At 63.5% G+C, this 19,913-nt stretch carries 15 protein-coding genes; 10 read left to right on the forward strand and 5 right to left on the reverse strand.

Features of this window, described 5'->3' with window-relative positions:
• Positions 1–25: 25 nt before the first annotated feature.
• Positions 26–715: a response regulator gene (locus BT173_RS04870; protein WP_072427498.1), complete on the forward strand. Its 690-nt coding sequence runs from the start codon at positions 26–28 to the stop codon at positions 713–715.
• 2 nt (positions 716–717) lie between these two features.
• Positions 718–2,052: a HAMP domain-containing sensor histidine kinase gene (locus BT173_RS04875; protein WP_072427499.1), complete on the forward strand. Its 1,335-nt coding sequence runs from the start codon at positions 718–720 to the stop codon at positions 2,050–2,052.
• A 37-nt stretch (positions 2,053–2,089) separates the two neighbouring features.
• Here BT173_RS04875 and BT173_RS04880 read toward each other — a convergent pair whose 3' ends face one another.
• On the reverse strand, positions 2,090–2,575 hold the full coding sequence (locus BT173_RS04880) for an SRPBCC family protein (protein WP_072427500.1): 486 nt from the start codon (positions 2,573–2,575) through the stop codon (positions 2,090–2,092).
• A gap of 85 nt (positions 2,576–2,660) precedes the next feature.
• On the opposite strand from BT173_RS04880, the gene BT173_RS04885 reads away from it, so the two are divergent.
• Entirely contained in the window at positions 2,661–3,509 is an 849-nt protein-coding gene (locus BT173_RS04885) for a substrate-binding periplasmic protein (protein ID WP_072427501.1), read from the forward strand.
• Positions 3,510–3,519: 10 nt separating this feature from the next.
• On the opposite strand, the gene rarD is transcribed toward BT173_RS04885, so the two are convergent.
• The gene (gene rarD, locus BT173_RS04890; protein WP_308417554.1) at positions 3,520–4,434 is read right to left on the reverse strand and encodes an EamA family transporter RarD; all 915 of its coding nucleotides are present in this window, start codon (positions 4,432–4,434) and stop codon (positions 3,520–3,522) included.
• A 322-nt stretch (positions 4,435–4,756) separates the two neighbouring features.
• Between rarD and BT173_RS04895 the strand changes: the two genes are divergently transcribed.
• The 3 genes from BT173_RS04895 to BT173_RS04905 are packed head-to-tail and all read left to right on the forward strand — an operon-like array spanning position 4,757 to position 8,217.
• Entirely contained in the window at positions 4,757–5,884 is a 1,128-nt protein-coding gene (locus tag BT173_RS04895; RefSeq protein WP_072427503.1) for an NADH:flavin oxidoreductase/NADH oxidase, read from the forward strand.
• A 39-nt stretch (positions 5,885–5,923) separates the two neighbouring features.
• Positions 5,924–6,778 (forward strand): alpha/beta fold hydrolase, encoded by an 855-nt coding sequence (locus tag BT173_RS04900; protein WP_072427504.1) that lies wholly within the window; start codon positions 5,924–5,926, stop codon positions 6,776–6,778.
• 17 nt (positions 6,779–6,795) lie between these two features.
• Positions 6,796–8,217 carry a hypothetical protein gene (locus BT173_RS04905; protein WP_072427505.1) on the forward strand — a complete coding sequence of 474 codons (1,422 nt, stop codon included), beginning with the start codon at positions 6,796–6,798 and terminating at the stop codon, positions 8,215–8,217.
• Positions 8,218–8,223: 6 nt separating this feature from the next.
• On the opposite strand, the gene BT173_RS04910 is transcribed toward BT173_RS04905, so the two are convergent.
• From BT173_RS04910 to BT173_RS04920, 3 genes are all read right to left on the reverse strand, one after another.
• Positions 8,224–8,862, reverse strand: coding sequence for a tetratricopeptide repeat protein (locus tag BT173_RS04910; RefSeq protein WP_072427506.1), 639 nt, complete (start codon positions 8,860–8,862; stop codon positions 8,224–8,226).
• A gap of 73 nt (positions 8,863–8,935) precedes the next feature.
• Positions 8,936–10,453 (reverse strand): methyl-accepting chemotaxis protein, encoded by a 1,518-nt coding sequence (locus BT173_RS04915; RefSeq protein ID WP_072427507.1) that lies wholly within the window; start codon positions 10,451–10,453, stop codon positions 8,936–8,938.
• Between the two features lie 219 nt (positions 10,454–10,672).
• Positions 10,673–12,373 (reverse strand): DEAD/DEAH box helicase, encoded by a 1,701-nt coding sequence (locus BT173_RS04920; protein WP_072427508.1) that lies wholly within the window; start codon positions 12,371–12,373, stop codon positions 10,673–10,675.
• 435 nt (positions 12,374–12,808) lie between these two features.
• Between BT173_RS04920 and typA the strand changes: the two genes are divergently transcribed.
• From typA to BT173_RS04940, 4 genes are all read left to right on the forward strand, one after another.
• The gene (gene typA / locus BT173_RS04925; RefSeq protein WP_072427509.1) at positions 12,809–14,623 is read left to right on the forward strand and encodes a translational GTPase TypA; all 1,815 of its coding nucleotides are present in this window, start codon (positions 12,809–12,811) and stop codon (positions 14,621–14,623) included.
• Positions 14,624–14,908: 285 nt separating this feature from the next.
• Entirely contained in the window at positions 14,909–15,598 is a 690-nt protein-coding gene (locus BT173_RS04930; RefSeq protein ID WP_072427510.1) for a TetR/AcrR family transcriptional regulator, read from the forward strand.
• A gap of 18 nt (positions 15,599–15,616) precedes the next feature.
• Entirely contained in the window at positions 15,617–18,067 is a 2,451-nt protein-coding gene (locus tag BT173_RS04935; RefSeq protein WP_072427511.1) for an acyl-CoA dehydrogenase, read from the forward strand.
• A 224-nt stretch (positions 18,068–18,291) separates the two neighbouring features.
• Complete coding sequence (locus BT173_RS04940) at positions 18,292–19,896, forward strand: OmpP1/FadL family transporter (protein WP_072427512.1); 1,605 nt, start codon at positions 18,292–18,294, stop codon at positions 19,894–19,896.
• Positions 19,897–19,913 lie beyond the last annotated feature (17 nt).

Here is a 19,913-nt window from a genome sequence, read left to right on the forward strand (position 1 = left end):
GAGATGAACCCTTGCTGCCCCGACCATGACCCGCGTGCTTCTGGTGGACGACGATGCCGAACTCAGCGCCATGCTGAGCGAATACCTGGAACAGGAAGGCCTGAGCACGCATGCCGTGTATGACGGCGAGGCCGGTGTGCGCGAGGCGCTGAGTGGCCGCTACGATATCGCGGTGCTGGATGTGATGATGCCGCGCCTGAACGGGGTGGAGGCCCTGCGGCAGATACGCGCGCACAGCCGCATGCCGGTGCTGATGCTGACCGCGCGCGGTGACGATATCGACCGCATCCTCGGCTTGGAGCTGGGCGCGGACGACTATGTGCCCAAGCCCTGTTCGCCGCGCGAACTGGTGGCGCGCCTGCGCGCGATTCTGCGTCGTGGTGTGGTGGCCGAGGTGCAGCCGGCGGAAAGCGAGCGGCTCAGTCTTGGTCATTTACAGCTGTGGCCGGCGCGCCTGGCGGCCGAATGGCGCGGCCAGCCGCTGAGCCTGACCGGGGCGGAATTCCGCCTACTGGAAGTGCTGGCGCGCCAGGCCGGCCAGGTGGTCAGCAAGGCCGCCCTGTCCGAGCGCGGTCTGGGGCGGCCGCTGGCGCGCTTTGACCGCAGCATCGATGTACATATCAGCAGCATCCGCCAGAAGCTGGGCAGCACTGCCGATGGCCGCGCCTGGATACAGACGCTGCGCGGCCAGGGCTATCTGCTGATCAAGGACTAAGCATGGGGCGCCTGTTTTGGAAATTCTTCGCCGCCTTCTGGCTGGCCCTGATGTTGACCATTGTGATGGCGATTAGCGCCGCATGGCTGCTGCGCTATTTCCACCCACCCGAGCAGCGCAGCTACGAGGCGGAAAGGCTGAGCCTGATGCTGCGCAGCGCGGCCAGCGTGCTGGCCAGCGGCGATGAGGCCGGCACCCAGGCGATGTTGCGCGACTGGCAGGCACGCCAGCTGCAGCCCACGCTGTATGTGATCGACGCGGCCGGACGTGAGCTGCTTGGGCGCAGCCTGCCGGCGCAGGAACTACGCGACCTGGCCGCCCGCGCCGCCCAGCCACTGGGCGGGGTGCTCAGCGTGAGCGGCCGGCACGGCGCGCGTTACTGGGTGTTGGCCCGCGCCGACGATGCGGCCGCCCTGCTGGCCAATGCGCGTGGCAAGCCGCCGTCCATCTGGGTGCCGATCTCCGCTTCCATGCTGGTCAGCCTGGCCATCAGCGCCTTGCTGGCCTGGTACTTCGCCCAGCCGATACGCAGTCTGCGCTGGGCCATCCATACCGTGGCCGAGGGCCGCCTGGAAACCCGCGTGCTGCCGCGCATGGGCCGGCGCCGCGACGAGATTGCCGATCTGGGTCAGGACTTCGACCGCATGGCCCAGCAGCTGCAGCAGTTGGTCGGCGCGCAAAGCCGCCTGCTGCACGACGTCTCGCACGAGCTGCGCTCGCCACTGGCCCGTCTGCAGGCGGCCATTGGCCTGGCGCGCCAGCGCCCGGACAAGGTGGACAGCAGCTTGGAGCGCATCGAACGCGAGGCGCAGCGCCTGGACAGCCTGGTGGGCGAGCTCTTGACCCTGGCACGCCTTGAAGCCGGTTCGGCTGAGGTGGCGCGCGAGCGCATCGATCTGGTCGAGCTGGTGGCGGCGATTGCCGACGACGCACAGTTCGAGGCGCGCGCCAGCGGCCGCGAGGTAAGGCTGCAGGCCGAGGGGGAGTTCGTGGCCGAGGTGGGCGCGGAGCTCTTGTACCGTGCCTTCGAGAATGTGATTCGTAATGCGGTCAAATACACGGCGCCGGGCAGCACGGTGGATATCACCGTCCAGGCTTCGCCCAGCGCGCTGCAGGTAACGGTGGCTGACCGGGGGCCAGGCGTGGCCGAGGCTGAACTGGCGCGCATGTTCGAACCATTCCGACGCCTGGACGAGCGGCCGGGCGTGGCCGGCTTCGGTCTGGGCCTCGCCATCGCGCGGCGCGCCATCGAATCGCATGGCGGGCAGATCAGCGCCAGCCCTAGAGTGGGCGGCGGCCTGTGTATGACGCTGAGCCTGCCGGCCCAGCCCGCTTAGGGCTACACGATCTTGTGTGCCTGGGTGGGCAGTGGCCTTAGCCCTCGCCGTCCAGCTCGCCGGTTTCTGCCAGCTCGCGTATCCAGCGGATCGCATCCACATCGGTATCGCGGTAGGCGTGCTTCACATAGTCGATCAGCTGCGCCTCCTCGGCGTTGTACTGGCCGTCTTCCAGCAGCGGGGTGTGGTAGCTGAAACGCACAAACAGTGCACCCTCGCTCGGTTCCTCGATCTGCATGTGCATGCTGCCGCCCTGGTGCTGCTCGCTCGGTGCGGTATCGAAATGCACGCTGTGCAGGTGTTCGAAACGCACATGGTCGCAGACCAGAAGATTGCCCAGCTGCATCTCGCGCTTGAGCCAACCCTCGCCGCGTTCGACGATGCGCACCGCCTCCACGCCCACCAGGAATTCACCTGGCCGTTCGACGCGCCGCAACAGGCCGCGCCACAGCTGTTGGCGGCTGAGTGGGGTCAGCATCGGGTCGGCGGGGTCATTGATCTGGATAAGATGTTCGTAATGCACGATGGTCTGCCTGCGAGGTGAGGCCCTGATTATAAGCGCGCGGGCCAACGGCTATAGTGGAGCATTCGGATAAGGAGAGCGCAGCATGCGGCTGTGGTTGATTGCGTTGTTTGCGCTGTGCTGCCTGTGGCCGGCGCAGGCCAAGACTATCGTCTACCAGCGCCATCAGGCCAAGGAAGATCCACAGCTGCGTTATGTGACCGCGGTGCTCGAGTTGGCGATACGCGAGAGCGGCGTGGCTTACAGCCCGCGCATCAGCGCGCTGGTCATGGTGCAAAGCCGTGGCCTGGATGAGCTGCGCCGCAATACTGGTCTGATCGATTTGACCTGGACCATGACCAGCGCGCAGCGCGAACGTGAGGTGCTGCCTATCCGCATCCCTATCGATCGTGGTCTGATCGGCTGGAGGGTAGCCTTGCTCAAGCAGCATCGCCTGGCCGATTTCGCGCGCATCGACAGTCTGCAGGCACTCAAGCGTTATCGTGCCGGCCAGATGCACGACTGGCCCGATACACCGATTCTGCGCAGCAATGGCCTGAAGGTGGACACCAGCGACCAGTACGAGAGCCTGTTCAAGATGCTGGCGGCCGGGCGCTTCGATTACTTTCCGCGCTCGCTGATCGAGGTACGCGAGGAGTGGCTGGCCCATGCCGAGATGGGCCTGGCAGTGGAGCCGACGCTGCTGATCCGCTACCCGGCCGCGCTGTACTTCTTTGTCAGCAAGCAGAACCGCCAGCTGGCGGCCGATCTGGAGCGCGGGCTGAATAAGGCGGTGCGCGAGGGCAAGCTGCAGGCGCTGTTCGAGCAGCACTTTGGCAGCCTGCTGAAGGAATTGAATGTCAGCGGGCGGCGCGTGATCGAGCTGCGCAATCCGCTGTTGCCGCCACAAACCCCCCTGCAGCGCCCCGAACTCTGGTATCGGCCCGGCGAGTAGTCTGCCTGGATCAGGCCGCGGCCAGCTTCTGCTTGCGGCCGTGCAGCAGATTTTCCAGCGTGTAGAGCAACAGGGCCGACCAGATCAGCGCAAAGCCGATCAACTTGCCCTGGCCAAAAGGCTCGTGCCAAAGAAACACACCCAGGCCCATCTGCAAGGTGGGGCCGATGTACTGGAGCAGACCGAGCAGCGACATTGGGATACGGCGCGCGCCAGCGGCGAACAGCAGCAGCGGGATGGCAGTGATCGGCCCGGCGGCGATCAGCAGCCAGTGGGTGTGCGCGTCGCCGTTCACGAAGCCGCTCTGACCGTGGCCGACCAGCCAGCCCAGCCAGGCCAGCGCGAAGGGCGTCAACAGCAGGGTTTCCAGCGACAGGCCTTCCAGGGCGCCCAGGCTGGCGGTCTTGCGCAGCAGGCCGTAGGTGCCGAAGCTGGCGGCGAGCAGCAGGCCTATCCACGGCAGCTGGCCGGCCTGCACGGTCAGCCACAGCACGCCGGCCGCCGCCACGCTGATGGCGGCCCACTGCGCGGGGCGCAGGCGTTCGTGCAGCAGGAAGTAGCCGAACATCACGTTCACAAGCGGATTGATGAAGTAACCGAGGCTGGCATCCACCACCCGGCCGGCATTCACCGCCCAGATATAGATAAACCAGTTGATCGACAACACACCGGCACTGGCCACGAAGCGCATGATCACCTTGCGGTCGGCCAAGGCTGGCTTGATCCAGCCCCAGTGCTTCTTCAGCGCCAGCACGACGGCCAGGAAGACCAGCGACCAGACCATGCGGTGCATGAGGATTTCGAGCGCCGGCACATGCTTGAGCGCCTTCAGGTAAAGCGGTAACAGGCCCCAGATGAAATAGGCGGCGCAGGCGTACAGGATGCCGGTTTGCATAGGAGTCAGGCGCGAGGAATGGCAGCACATGATGCGCGCATGGCGGCAAGCTGGCCCGAGACAGCTGCAGAACAGCCCGGGCGACTGTCATGGTCTGTCTGCCAGTGCAGCGCATGGGCGACCCAGGACAATGCGCTGTCATTCCCTGCTCGCCTTGTGGCGCGCGTCCCCGTCACGGCGAGGCGGAAGAGAGCCGCACGGCATCACGGCCTTATGCTGGTCGCTCTGCCCCTGACCTTGCCAGGTGGTGGGCTGACGGTTGCTTGTCGAGCGAATCAGTGTTTCGCTAGCGCTTGAACTTGCCTGTCCCACCCTCAACTAAGCGGCTTCCCACCTGACCCGAGTCCTGCCCATGTCCCGCCTGTTCCAGCCCCTTACCCAACGCGGTCTGACCCTGCCCAATCGCATCGCCGTTTCGCCGATGTGCCAGTATTCGGCCCATGATGGCCTGGCCAATGACTGGCATCTGGTTCACCTGGGCGCCTATGCGAGCGGTGGCGCGGGCCTGGTGATTAGCGAGGCGACCGCTGTGCGTGCCGATGGCCGCATCAGCCCGCAGGATCTTGGCATCTGGTCGGATGCGCATATCGCGCCGCTGGCGCGTATTACCCGCTTTATCCGCTCGCAAGGCGCGGTGGCTGGCATCCAGCTGGCCCATGCCGGGCGCAAGGCGAGCTGCTTCCGTCCCTGGGCCGGCCGTAGTGGCGAAGTGCCGCTGGCCGAAGGCGGGTGGACCACGGTGGCGCCGTCTGCGCTGCGTTTTGCCGACAACTATCCGCTGCCGAGCGCCCTGAGCGAGGCGGAGATTGCCGCCCTGGTGCAGGACTTTGCCAACGCCGCGCGCCGCGCGCTGGCTGCCGGCTTCGAGATGGCCGAGGTGCATGCCGCGCATGGTTATCTGCTGCACCAGTTCCTGTCGCCGCTCAGCAATCGGCGCGACGACCAGTACGGTGGCAGCTTTGAGAACCGTATCCGCTTCCTGCTGGAAGCTGTGCAGGCCGTGCGCGCGGTCTGGCCCGACAGCCTGCCGCTATGGGTGCGCATTTCCGCCACCGATTGGGCCGAGGGCGGCTGGACGCTGGAAGATAGCGTGGCCCTGGCAGAACGCCTGCGTGGCCTGGGCGTGGACCTGATCGATGTATCCTCGGGCGGGATGCTGGCCACGGCCACTATCCCGCTTGGGCCCGGCTACCAGGTCGGCTTTGCCGAGCGCCTGCGCCATGGCGCAGGCATTGCGACTGGCGCGGTGGGCTTGATCACCGCAGCTGCGCAGGCGGAGGACATCCTGGCGCAGGGCAAGGCGGATATGGTGTTGCTTGGGCGCGAACTGCTGCGCAACCCCTACTGGGCGCTGAATGCGGCGGCCGAGCTGGGCGAGCCGGCCCAGTGGCCGCCCCAGTATCTGCGTGCCGCGCCCGTGGGCAGCGTTGCCCGCGCGACCCTCGACTATGCCGCAGCGCCGTCGGCCGAGGGGGCCTAGGGCTATAAAGGGAAGATCTTCCCCACGCTGGAGCGCAGCATGCAGAACGCCCGACTTGACCATGTGTTGGTGGGCCGCGAGAGCGGCATTTACCGGATGGCCTACCGCGAGTGGGGTGAGCCAGGCAATCCGCGTGTGATCGTCTGCGCGCATGGTCTGACCCGCAATGGGCGTGATTTCGAGCTGCTGGCCGAGGCGTTGGCCGCCGACTTTCGCGTGGTGGCGCCCGATGTACTGGGGCGCGGCGAGAGCGACTGGCTGCGCGACCCGATGGGCTATCAGCTGCCGCTGTATGTGCAGGACATGCTGGTACTGATCGCCCGCCTGCAGGTGCAGGAGCTGTACTGGTTCGGTACCTCGATGGGCGGGCTGATCGGCATGCTGCTGGCCGCCATGCCAGGCACGCCGCTGCGGCGTCTGCTGCTTAACGATGTCGGCCCGGTGCTAACGGCTGCCGCCCTGGCGCGCATCGGCCAGTATGTGGGCATGACGCCGCCCCTGCCCACGCGCGAGGCCGCTGAGCAATACATCCGCGCGATCTCGGCGCCGTTTGGCCCGCATAGCGAGGCAGAATGGGCGCGCCTGTGCGATGTGATGCTGAAAGCCGATGGCAGCGGCTGGCGTTTGAATTATGATGCTGGCATTGCTGTGCCATTTCGCCAGGGTGTGACCGGCGAGGATGTGGATTTGTGGCCCTATTACGAGCGGATTGCCTGTCCGGTGCTGCTCACGCGCGGTAGCCAGTCCGACCTCTTGAGCGCCGAAGTGGCCTGCGCGATGAGTGAACGTGGTCCGCGCGCGCAATGGATCGATTTCGACGGCGTAGGCCACGCGCCGACTTTTCTGCATGCCGACCAGATTGCCGTGGCGGCTGCCTTTTTCCGTACCGCCTAGCGGTATCAAAGTGACGCATGTTCGAACGCCTGCGGCCGCGCAAGCCGGCCGATGCCAACTTCAAGGCCGCGCGCCGCCTGCTGCCCCGCCTGCCTGAACTACCCATCATTGCTGGGCTGGAGGCGCTGCACGACCTGCTGGCTGAGGGGCTCGCGCAGTCACCCGATGCCGCCAGCGCGCGTCGCTTGGTGGAATTGATCGCTCCGGCGGCGGAAAGCTGTGCTGGCCAGGGCCTGGAAGCCCTGGCGGGCGCCGAGGACAATCCGGCCCGGCGCGACCTGACCGGCCAGCGCCTGGCGCGCCTGGCCGATCTGCTGGCCGGCGCCTGCTATGCGGAGGCGGTGCGCGAAACGCGTGCACTTGAGCAGGGCAGTGGTCGCCTGCAGGAACTCAATCGCCTGGCTGGTGGCTATTTTCAATGGTTTGGCATGGCCTGTACCGCCCGTGCCTTGCTCGACCCCCATGCAGCCAGCCAGGGCTGGCAGGGTGCCAGCCAGCTCTACCTGGCCCTGGTGCGCCTCGGTGCCCTGTCTGCCCAGCCTCAGCGTGCCGAACAGGAGCCAGCCCGCTCGCTCGCCTATCTGCTGCTGGCCTGCGATGTATTTCCGCAGCTTGATACCGCCAAGGATGTGGCCGCCGCCGTGCAGGTCTGTCTGTTGCTCAGCCGGCATGTCTGGCTGGCGGCCGATTTCTACCGGCAAACCCCGCTGGTGCAGCTGCCCGATGCGCTGGAAGCACAGCGCGCGGTGGGCTGGGACGGCAGCGGCCGGGTCGAGCCCACGCTCTGCTACGGCCTGGATGACTGCCTGCCCGCGCTGACGGCGCTGGAGATGCCGCTTGAAGCCACGCTGCTGGCCGCGCTGCGCCACGCCTGGTTCGAGCGCGCGAATCGTGCACCGCGCCCGGCGGTACGCAAGCTCGGTCACGCCTGGCTGGCGCTCGACTTCATGCGCATCCGCGGCCTTTTGGGTCAGAAACAGGCGCGCCGTCCGGCCAATGATCCCTTCCTGCACCGCGTAGCCCTGCTGGATGCCGACGAGGGCGGCGTGGCGCTGCGTATGAGTGCCGAGGTGGCCGCCCAGGCCAAGGGAGGGCTGATGGCGCTGGAAATGGGCAGCCGCGGCTGGTGGTTGGCGCAGATGACGCGTTGGCAGGCTGATGGCGTCAACGATGTGTTCCTGGCCGGCCGCTGGCTCGGGCAGAAGGCCGAGCCCTTGCGGGTGGAAGTGGGCGGATTGGTACGCCAGGCCCTGTATCTGCCGCCCGCCAGTGAGAACGCCTACCAGGCCGCCCTGCTGTTTGATGAGGCGCTGCCCAGCGCGCTGCGCAATCTCCTGGTCGACCTGGGCGATGGTGCGCAGAACATCAAGCTGGCCGCGGCCGAGAAGCTGGGCGCGCGCCTGCTGCGCTACCGCATCCTGGCGCAGAAGCAGGGCTGAGCCGGCCTAATCCGCCTGCCTCGCCAGTGCCTCGGCCTTCAACTTGGCGACCGGGTCGCCCTGACGCGCAGCGGCCGTGTACCAGAGCAGGGCCTTGGCGCGGTCGGGCGCCGTGCCATCGCCATGCTCATACATAGCGGCGACCAGATACTGCGCCGCCATATCGCCGCCCTCCGCGGCTTGTTCATACCAGATCACCGCTTGCCGAAAATCTTTGGCCACCCCGCGACCGAGGAAATACTGGGTGCCCAGGCTGAGCTGAGCCTGTGTGTGCCCCTGTTCAGCTGCACGCTGGAACCACTGGCTGGCCAGTGGCTGCGAACGCGGCACACCCTCGCCATGTTCATGCACGAGGCCCAGCGCATAGGCGGCATTCATCACCCCACCCCGCGCGGCTTTCTCCAGCCAGGGCAACCAAGCGCTGGTGTCGCTACCCGCTTCACCACGCTTGAGCATCATCGCGTAGTTGTACTGGGCGAGCGCATCACCCCCTTCGGCCAGCTGGCGGAACTGGGCCAGGGCCTGCGCATGCTGGCCAGCAGCATAGCTGGCGAAGGCGCGTGCATGGGCCGCCTCATCGGCCTGTACCGAGGGCAGCAACAATAGTCCGGCAAGCAGGCAGGGCAGTAGGGTAGGGTGGGGCATGATGAATCTCGTCTGGCGGTGCTGATGACTGGGTCGGGGAGGATGCGCGAATCTGTCGGTGGCATCGGTCTGCCTAGCCCGCTGGAAGACGAAAGTAACGCACCTGCTGGCGCAGATTCTCGGCCAGCGCGCTCATTTCCTCGGCCGTACTGGCCAGCTCCTCAGCCGCCGCGCTATCGGCCTGGGCCACGCGCGCGAATTCCTGCACCGCGCTGTCCATTGCCTGCACACCGGCCGCCTGCAGCTCGCTGGCCTGGGCGACCTCGGCGGCGCGTTCGGCCGCCATATGCATGCTGCCGTCCAGCGCGGTGAACTCCTCCGCGCTATCGGCAGCCAGCGCCTGGATGCGCGCGGTCAGTGCCGATACCTCATTCGCGGCGCTCTGGCTGCGCTGGGCGAGTTTGCGCACCTCGTTGGCCACCACGGCGAAGCCGCGCCCATAGCTGCCGGCGCGGGCGGCCTCAATCGCGGCATTCAGTGCCAGCATATTGGTCTGGTAGGCAATGTCTTCGACCAGGCTGAGCAGAGTGGAAATGCGCTGCATCTCGCCGCTGGCGGTCAGCACCAGCTCGATGCCGTGCCGGGTGCGCTGCTGGGCGGTACGGCTGAGCTGGGCGCTGGAGTTCGCGCTATCGCGCGTGTGGTCGATGCCGAAGCGAATCTGCGCCAGTGACTGATGGCTGTAGGTAATGCGCTGGCTCAGGGTCTCACTTTGCTGGCGCAGCTGCTCGGTGCTGGCGGCGATCTCGGCTGCATGGCTTTCCAGGGCTTGGCTGCCACTGTGCACCTCGCTGATCACCCGCAATAGCTGTTCGCGCATCTGGTCCAGCGCGGCTAGAAGGCTTTGCTGCGCATCGGCCCGGTAGCTGACCGGCAGGAGCAGATCACCTTGGGCGATGCGCTGCATGGCCAGCTTGGCCTGCTGCGGCTCGCCGCCCAGCTGTTGCTGCAGGCGGCGCCAGAGCAGATAGCCAGCCAGGGCCAGGGTAAGCAGGCCAAGGCCGGCCAGTAGCAGCAGACGCTGGCGGCTCTGCCTCAGCGTGTCGGCCGCCTGCTGGCGCTGGCGGGCTTCGTCCTGACGCGCCAAGTCGACCTGCTCGGCAATCGCCTGGCTGTGCCGGGTGAACAGGCTATTCATCCTGTCCATGACGGCCTGTGCCTGCTGCGGGTCATCACGTTGGATGGCGGGTAGCAGCTCGCCCTCCAGTAGCTGCAGATAATCGAGCGCGACGGGGCCGGCGCGCTCGCGCAAGGGTTGCAACAGGGCGGCGGGCAGCGTGCTGCGCTGCCAGTAGGCGAGGCGGGCGCGGAATAGTGCGCTGTGCCGCTCGAGCTCTCCCAGTCTTGCTGCGCTCGGCTGGGCCAGTTGTTCCTTGGCCAGCAGATGGATGTCGAGCAGATAGGCGGGTGGCGGCAGGATGTCGGCAACCAGGTCCTTGCTCTGCGCGATGCGCGTATCGATCGGCCCGCCGATGATCAGCTGGCTGGCTTGCTGCCAGGCCAGCGCAAACAGCAGACCCTGGCCGATCAGCAGGATGACGAAGAGCAGCAGGATGCTCTGGCGCAGGCTGGGCAGGGGAAGCGCTCTCACGCGGCCGCTCCTATCTGAACCGTGGCTAGCAGGCGGCGAGTACGGGCGGTGTTCGCGAGCTGCGGGGTGGTGACGCGCATGCGGGCTTTCGATGGCAATGAGGCGGAATGCAGACCTGTCTCCGTATTAGCCCATGTGTGCCGCGAATGCCGTTTGCCAGGCGTCAAATGCAAAAAAGCCGCCCATGGGGCGGCTTTCTCGTGGCGGGACGGCGACGGATTAGTCGAAGTCGCGGCCGCTCGGGAAGGACGGACGGTTGCCGCGCTTGCCGGCATTGGCGCGCGGCGAGTCGCTACGGCCACCAAAGCCGCCACCGTTACCGCGGTTACCATTGCCTTGCGGACGGGCACCACCGCTCTTGCGGTTGCCGTTCTCGAACGGGCTGTGCAGGGTCAGGCGTGGCTGCTCGGCGTACAGCGTCGGGTCGGCTTCCAGGCCCTTGAAGTTGCCGCTGCTGCGCGGCTTGCTGTCAAAGCGGTTGCCATCGTTGAAGGCAGGTTGACGATCGCCATAGCTGCGACGTTCGCCTTGCGGCTTGCGGTCGCCATACGGACGCTCGCCAGCAAAGGCCGGACGATCACCTTGCGGCTTACGATCGCCGAACGGGCGCTGTTCACGATCGCCAAAGCTCTTGCGCTCGCCATAGGGCTTTTGTTCGCGGTCGCCATAAGGCTTGCGATCTTCGAAGCGGTTTGGACGGCTGCTATCGCGACCGCCGCCGAAGCTGCGCTTTTCGCCAAAGCGGCTGCCGCCATTGCTCGGACGCGGTTCGAAGCGTGCCTTCAGGCCGTCGAATTCCACCGGATTGATCTTGCGGCCGATGAACTTCTCGATGCGGCGCAGGGCCGGCACTTCATGCTTGGCGGCAAACGAGATGGCGATGCCTTCGCGACCGGCGCGACCGGTACGGCCGATGCGGTGCACATAGTCTTCGGCGAACTTGGGCAGGTCGAAGTTCACCACGTGGGTGATGCCAGCCACGTCGATACCACGGGCCGCCACATCGGTGGCGACCAGCACATCGACTTCACCCTTCTTCAGGCGGGCCAGGGTCCGGGTACGTTCGCGCTGCGGCATGTCGCCATGCAGGGCGGCGGCCTTCTTGCCTTGGCCAAGCAGACGGTCGGCGAGGTCGCCGGCATCGAGCTTGGTGGCGATGAAGATGATGGCCTGGCCGACAGCCTCATCCGCCAGAATGTGGTCAAGCAGCTTGGTCTTGTGGCCGATGTCGTCAGCGTAGTGGAGCTTCTCGACAATCTGTTCCTGGCGACGGGCCGGGGCAGCGATCTCGATACGCTCGGGATTGTTCAGCAGCGACTGGGCGATGGTGGCGATATCGCCATCCAGCGTGGCCGAGAACAGCGCGGTCACGCGCTCCTTGGGCAGCTTGGTGGCGATATGGGCGATGTCATCGCGGAAGCCGAGGTCGAGCATGCGGTCGGCTTCATCCAGTACCAGCATTTCCAGGCGCGACAGATCGATACGGCCACGTTCGATCAGATCGATCAGGCGGCCAGGGGTGGCAACCAGGATTTCCACCGGGCTCGACAGCAGCTTGATCTGCAGCGGGTAGGGCATGCCACCCACGACGCTCACCACCTTGGCGTGGCGCAGTTGCTTGCCATAGGTTTCGGCAGCGGTCTTGATCTGGGCAGCCAGTTCGCGGGTCGGCGACAGCACCAGGATGCGCGGGCCTTTGCCCGGCTTGTCGGTTTTTTCAGTCAGGAAGTTCAGTGCCGGCAGCATGAAGGCGGCGGTCTTGCCCGTACCGGTCGCAGCCGAAGCCATCACATCGCGGCGAGCCATCAAGGTGGGGATGGCAGCTTGCTGGATCGGGGTAGGTTGGGTGTAGCCCGAGGTGATCAGCGTGTCGAGGATGGGTTGGGCGAGGCCGAGGTCGGCAAAAGTGACTTGAGTCAAAGCGTTTTCCTAAGTAGGTGCGCTTCCCCTTGAACAGTAGTAGGGGAAGCACGAACGAAGCCGAGCATGCACGCCAAGACAAACAAGCCCCTAGTGCTGGGCTGGCAGACAATAAGCTGCCTAGCGCGGCGAGCGCGGAATTCGTATTTTGCAAAGCCTAGTTATCAGGCTGAAAGCTGGGATCGACAGAGGCCGGAATGCGGCAGTCTTGCGGATCGGCAGCGCCAACATCGACGCTAACCGAAATGGCGCCAAGTACCATTGAAACTACTGCGGCGCGGAGGTCAGGGACGATGATTCGCAGGGACTGTGCCCGGCGAAGCTGCGCATTATCCTGAAAACAAAAGAAAAACTCAAATACTTTGTGCGGTGCAGTAGTTTTGCCGTGCTAAAATCGGCGGTTTCCAGTATTCCGAACTGACAGGTTTCTCAATCATGAGCCGCGCACTACGCAATATCGCCATCATCGCCCACGTTGACCACGGCAAGACTACGCTGGTTGACCAACTGCTGCGCCAATCCGGCACCTTCCGCGACAATCAACAGGTTGATGAGCGCGTGATGGACAGCAACGATCTTGAAAAAGAGCGCGGCATTACGATTCTGGCCAAGAACACCGCCATCGAATATGAAGGCACCCATATCAATATCGTTGACACCCCAGGTCACGCCGACTTCGGCGGTGAAGTGGAGCGTGTGCTGGGTATGGTGGATGGTGTGCTGCTGCTGGTGGATGCTGTGGAAGGCCCGATGCCGCAAACCCGCTTTGTGACCAAGAAGGCATTGGCGCTGGGCCTGCGCCCCATCGTGGTGATCAACAAGGTTGACCGTCCGGGCGCGCGTTGCGACTGGGTGCTGGACCAGACTTTTGATCTGTTCGACAAGCTCGGCGCGACCAATGAGCAGCTCGACTTTCCGGTGATCTATGCTTCGGGCCTGAATGGTTTTGCCAAGCTGGAACTCGAACATGAGTCGGATAATATGCGTCCGCTGTTCGAGACCGTGCTCAAGCATGTTCCCAGCCCTCCGGGCAACCCGGACGCGCCGCTGCAGATGCAACTGGCTGCCCTTGATTACTCGACCTACACCGGCCGTCTGGGCGTAGGCAAGGTGGTGAATGGTCGTATCAAGCCGGGCCAGCAGGTGGTGGTGATGAACCACGACGAGCAGGTGGCGTCTGGCCGTATCAACCAAGTGCTGGGCTTCAAGGGTCTGGAGCGCGTGCCGGTGGAAGGCGCCGAAGCGGGCGATATCATCATCATCTCCGGTCTGGACGACATTGGCATCGGTGTCACCATCTGTGACAAGGATGCGCCTGTTGGTCTGCCGGTACTGGGTGTGGACGAGCCGACCCTGACCATGGACTTCATGGTCAACACCTCGCCGCTGGCCGGCACCGAAGGCAAGTTCGTCACCTCGCGCCAGATTCGCGATCGCCTGACCAAGGAACTGCTGACCAACGTCGCCCTGCGCGTGGAAGACACCGAAGATGCTGACGTCTTCCGTGTGTCGGGCCGTGGCGAGCTGCACCTGACCATTCTGCTGGAAAGCATGCGTCGCGAAGGCTTCGAAATGGCCGTGGCCAAGCCGCGCGTGGTGTACAAGGAAATCGACGGTCAGAAGTGCGAGCCGTACGAAAACCTGACCATTGACCTGGAAGATGCGCACCAGGGCGGCGTGATGGAAGAAATCGGTCGCCGCCGCGGCGAGCTGACCAATATGGAATCGGATGGTCAGGGTCGTACCCGCCTCGAATACCATATTCCGGCTCGTGGCCTGATCGGCTTCCAGTCCGACTTCATGACCATGACCCGCGGTACTGGTCTGATGAGTCATGTGTTCGACGACTACGCACCGGTCAAGCCTGATATGCCCGGTCGCCACAATGGCGTGCTGATTTCGCAGGATAACGGCGAGGCTGTGGCTTACGCGTTGTGGAAGCTGGAAGACCGTGGTCGCATGTTCGTTTCGCCTGGCGACAAGCTGTACGAAGGCATGATCATCGGCATCCATAGCCGCGACAACGACCTGGTGGTCAACCCGATCAAGGGCAAGCAACTGACCAACGTGCGCGCCTCCGGCACCGATGAGGCAGTGCGTCTGACCACGCCGATCAAGCTGTCGCTCGAGTCGGCCGTGGAATTCATCGATGACGACGAGCTGGTGGAAATCACCCCGGTCAGCATCCGTATCCGCAAGCGTCATCTGCAGGAACACGAGCGCCGCCGCGCCAGCAAGGCTTCTGCTTAAGCAGATTGCCGCGCAATGAAAAAGGCCGCCTTCGGGTGGCCTTTTTTATTGCGCTCAGTGGCTGCTGGCGTCGGTTTGCTGTGGCATGGGCGGTGGGCTGTCCGTTTTCCACTCGCTTTGTTTGTATTGAAACTACATGCTGCTTTGCACAATCGAGCGCTTGCTTGACAGATTTTTCACTGGGACGTATGTTTCAAACAACCGTTTGACTGAATCAGCTATGCTTCGGCTTAAACGAGCGTCTGCCTTGGCGGGCGGGCGCGAAAATCTAGACTGGCAGAACAGATGAACGGTATGGGCGAGGTAAGGCAGATCGACACGGCGACGCGGATTCTGGATGCGGCCGAGGCGCTATTTGTCGAGCACGGCTTTGAGGCGACCTCCATGCGCATGATTACCCAGCGCGCGGAAGTGAACTTGGCGGCCGTGAACTACCACTTTGGTAGCAAGGATGCGTTGTTCCAGGGGGTGTTTACCCGCCGCCTGACACCGTTGACCCAGCTGGCCGTGCAAAGCCTGGACAAGCTGGAAACGGCGGCCAAGGGCGAGCCTTTATCGGTGGATGCCATCATGCATGCCTTTATGGATGCCGCATTGGATATTGCCCACGACCCGAAGCGGGGCGGGGTGATCTTCGTACGCTTGCTGAGCCGTACCTTTATCGAGGCGCATCCGGTGCTGCGTGAAAGCCTGCCGCGTCACTATGAGGAACTGGTCGGGCGTTATGCCAGTGCGACAGCCAAGGCGCTGCCGCATATCGATCCGGTGGAATTGCAGTGGCGGCTGAACTTCGCCTTCTCGGCGATTTTCAATGCCTTCGCCGGCAACAATATCTTGCGTCTGTTCGTCAGTGATCCGGTGGTCAATGCGCGCGCCCCGCGCTTGATCGCAACTTATTTGGTGCCCTTTGTGGTGGCGGGCTTAACTGCCCCGGCCATCGCGGCGGGTACTTCTCCCGATGTAAATCGGGCTTAACCTGGGAAGGAAGACCTCATGGCACTCACCATCCTGATCGTCGTGCTCGCGATTCTGGCGCTGGGCTATCTGCGCGCACCACTGATCGCCTGGACGGTTGCGGCTCTGGCCGGCATCGCTTATTCGGTATTTGCAACTGGCTGCCCTATCGGCTGGCTGATTGGCGCAGGCGTCGTTGCGCTGATCCTCAACCTGGCGCCCCTGCGCCGTGCCCTGATCACCGGGCCGATCTTCAGCATTTTCAAGAAGATCACCCCGGCCATGTCGCAGACCGAGCAGGAAGCGATCAATGCCGGTACCGTATGGTGGGATGCCGAGCTGTTCTCGGGCAAGCCCAACTTCAAGACCCTACACAACTACCCGGCCGCCAAGCTGACCGCCGAGGAGCAAGCCTTCCTCGACGGTCCGACCGAAGAGCTCTGCCGCATGATCGACGACTGGAAGATCGTCCATGAGCTGAAGGATCTGCCGCCAGACGTGTGGCAGTTCATCAAGGACAAGGGCTTCCTGGGCATGATCATCAAGAAGAAGTATGGCGGCGTGGAGTTCTCCAATACCGCTCATGCTCGCGTGGTGACCAAGATCGCCACCCGCGGTGGCTCGGCTGCCGTGTCGGTGATGGTGCCCAACTCGCTCGGACCGGGCGAGCTGCTGCAGCACTATGGTACCGAAGCGCAGAAGGACTACTACCTGCCGCGTCTGGCCAAGGGCCTGGAAATTCCGTGCTTTGCCCTGACTAGCCCCTACGCCGGTTCCGACGCTGGCGCGATTCCCGACTTTGGCGTGGTTTGCCGCGGTTCCTACACCGATCCGCGTACTGGTCAACGTCATGAGAACGTGATCGGTATCCGCCTGAACTGGGAAAAGCGCTGGATTACCCTCGCGCCTATCGCCACCGTGCTGGGCCTCGCTTTCAAGCTGCACGATCCGGAAAAGCTGCTCGGCGGTAAGGAAGATATCGGCATCACCTGTGCGCTGATTCCGGCTGAACACGAAGGTGTGCAGATTGGCCGTCGCCACTGCCCGCCGGGTTCGGTGTTCATGAATGGCCCGACCATGGGTAAGGATGTGTTCATCCCAATGGATTGGGTGATCGGTGGTCAGGACTACGTGGGTCAGGGCTGGCGCATGCTGGTCGAATGTCTGTCGGTCGGTCGTGCGATTTCCCTGCCGGCCATGTCGGTCGCCTCGGGCAAGTTCGCCAGCTTCGTGACCGGTGCTTATGCCCGCATCCGCGAACAGTTCGGCCTGTCGATCGGCAAGTTCGAAGGCGTGGATGAGGCGCTGGCCCGTATCGGTGGTTACACCTACCAGATGGACTCGGCGCAACGCCTGGCGCTGGCTGGCCTGGATAGCGGCGAAAAGCCGTCGGTGATCTCGGCCATCCTCAAGTATCACAACACCGAGCGCATGCGTAAGGTGCTCAACGACGCAATGGATGTGCACGGCGGCAAGGCTGTGGTGCTGGGCCCGCGCAACTACCTGGGCAACGCCTACCAGACCATTCCGGTTGGCATTACCGTGGAAGGTGCGAACATCCTGACCCGTTCGATGATCATCTACGGTCAGGGCGCCATCCGCTGCCATCCCTTTGTGCTGCGTGAGATGAAGGCGGCGATGGCCAATGACGGCGTGGAGTTCGATAAGGCCTTCTCCGGTCACCTCGGTTTCGTGCTCGATAACGCCATCCGCAGCTTCGTGCTCGGTATTACCGGCTCCAAGATTGCCTCGGCCCCGGTTGGTGGCGATATCGCCCAGTACTACAAGGATGTGGAACGTCTGTCGGCAGCCTTCGCGCTGGCGTCTGACATGGCCATGTTCAGCATGGGCGGCTCGCTCAAGTTCCGCGAGAAGATCTCGGCCCGTCTGGGTGATGTGCTGTCCAATCTGTATATCGCCACCGCCGCGTTGAAGCGCTTTGCTGATGATGGCAGCCCGAAGGAAGATCTGCCGCTGCTCAAGTGGTCGGTGCTGCAGGCGCTGCACGATGCCCAAGAAGCGATGACCGGCTTCCTGGCCAATCTGCCCAACCGCCCGCTGGCCTTCGTGCTGAACTGGATCATCTTCCCGCTCGGTCGTCACTTCACTACGCCGCGCGACCGTCTGGGTACCAAGATCGCCCGCATCCTGATGCAACCCGGTGCTGCGCGTGACCGCCTGACCCGTGACTGTTTCGTGCCGCAGGAAGAGACCGATGCCGTCGGCGTGCTCAATCACGCGCTGAACGCCCATATCGAGGCGGAAAGCACCGAAGGCAAGCTGCGTCGTGCCCAGCGCGATGGCAAGCTGAAGGCGCTGAATGCCAAGGGTCGTCTGGATGAGGCCCTGCAAGCTGGCCTGATCACCCAGGCCGAGTTTGATGCCGTGACCCGTGCGCGTCGTCTCAAGCGCGAAGTCATCATGGTGGATGACTTTGACAAGATGCTCGACAAGCACGATACGGAAATCAGCTCGCGCGAACCTGTATAAGTACAGACCTTGTGCAAGAAAAAATCCCCGGCCCAGGCTGGGGATTTTTTTCGTTTGTGCGCGCCACAACAGTGTGACAAAAAAGTCGCAAGCTGTGGCTAGTCCTACTGTTGGTGCGGTTTTCGACTGTTTACTCTAGGGGCTGTGATATTCTCGACCCAGTCCTGCCGAGCGCTTGAGAGGCTGGGTTAGTTTTCTCTTCTTCTAATAACGGAGACACATCAATGAGCAAGCACGCACTTCGTGTAACCACGCTGCTGGTCAGCGCCGCCCTGGCTCAACATGCCTATGCCTCGGGCTTTCAGTTCAGCAGCCAGTCGGCCGCTAACCAGGCTACCGCCAACTCCAGCGCGGCCGAAGTCGTCGATGCCAGCACGATTTCCTACAATCCCGCTGGTCTCAGCTATCTGGAAGGCAATCAGTTCTCGGGCACGCTGACCGTGGTTTCACCCTCGATCAAGGCCAAGAATGCGCAGGCTACCACTCCGCTTGGCAATAAGATTACCGACGGTAACGGTAATACCATCACTAATGACAGCATTGGTGATCCGGCTGCTGCGCCTCACGCTTATCTCTCTTCGCGTTTGAGTGACAAGGTGGGTATTGGGCTGGGTGTCTACGTGCCTTTCGGCTCGGGAACCGATTATGAGCGTAACTCCGTGCTGCGCTACAACGTCAACCAGACCATGCTGAAAGTGTTGGCACTGAATCCGGCTATGTCGCTCAAATTGACTCCCAAGGTATCGGTCGGTTTTGGTGTGATCGCCCAGCACGCCGATGCTGAGCTGCGCCAGTACGCCAACTTTGCGTCCTCTATGTTTGGTGGATTCACACGTCAGGCTGCTCAATTAAACGCGGCCGGAGATCAAGCCGCGGCCAATGGTAATGCCGCTGCTGCCGCTGCCCTCTATGCTTCCGCTGACCAGATGGAGGCTGCTGCAGGGAAGGCCTTGGCGCAGGATGGTAAGGGGCCCTTGGATGGCTATGCCGAGATCAATGGCGACGATTGGGGCTTTGGCTTCAACTTCGGTGCGCTGTGGGATGTCAGCGATAGCACGCGCGTGGGTTTCAGCTACCGCTCCAAGGTCAAGCATGAGTTGCGCGGTACGGCTGATTGGACGCTCCCCACTGGCGCTGCGGTTGATTCGATCAATACCAACCTGACCCCGCTGGGCACCAGCGTTCGTTCGGTGGTGGAAAACTCGCTTGGCTATGTGGATTCGGCCGCCTCGGTTGCTGTGACCACGCCGGAATCGTTCTCGCTGCATCTGATGCAGCAAGTCAACCCGGCCACCAAGCTGTACGCCGATATCAGCTACACCAAGCATTCGAGCTTTACCCAGGCTGATGTGATCTATGCCGTGCCTAAGGTCACTATCGACACGTCTGCTGATGGTAAGACCAACTTCACGCGCCTGCAGCCGAAGTGGAAGAACACCACCAAGATCGCCCTGGGCGGTAGCTATCAGTTCTCTGATGCCTTGCAGCTGCGTGCTGGTCTGGCGCACGACAAGTCGCCGGTGCCAAGCGAGAACGACCGCCTGAGCACCCTGCCTGATAGCGACCGCACCTGGCTGTCGCTGGGTGGCAAGTATGCATTCAATAAGTCGCTGACCCTGGATGCGGCCTACACCTACATCATGATCAAGGACGCATCGGCCAAGGTGAATGGTTACTGCGGTGGCACCCGCCCGGATCTGGTTGCTTACCAGAACAACCCATCGCAAACCCCGGGGGCGGTTAACTGCGTGTCCAGCTATACGGCAGGTACCGTGGACTTTGACAGCAGCGCCCATCTGATCGGTCTGCAAGCCAGCTACCGCTTCTAAGCGCTCGCGCAGTAAAA

Origin of the sequence: Chitinimonas taiwanensis DSM 18899, from assembly GCF_900119825.1 — a bacterium.
Classification (GTDB): Bacteria; Pseudomonadota; Gammaproteobacteria; order Burkholderiales; family Chitinimonadaceae; genus Chitinimonas; species Chitinimonas taiwanensis.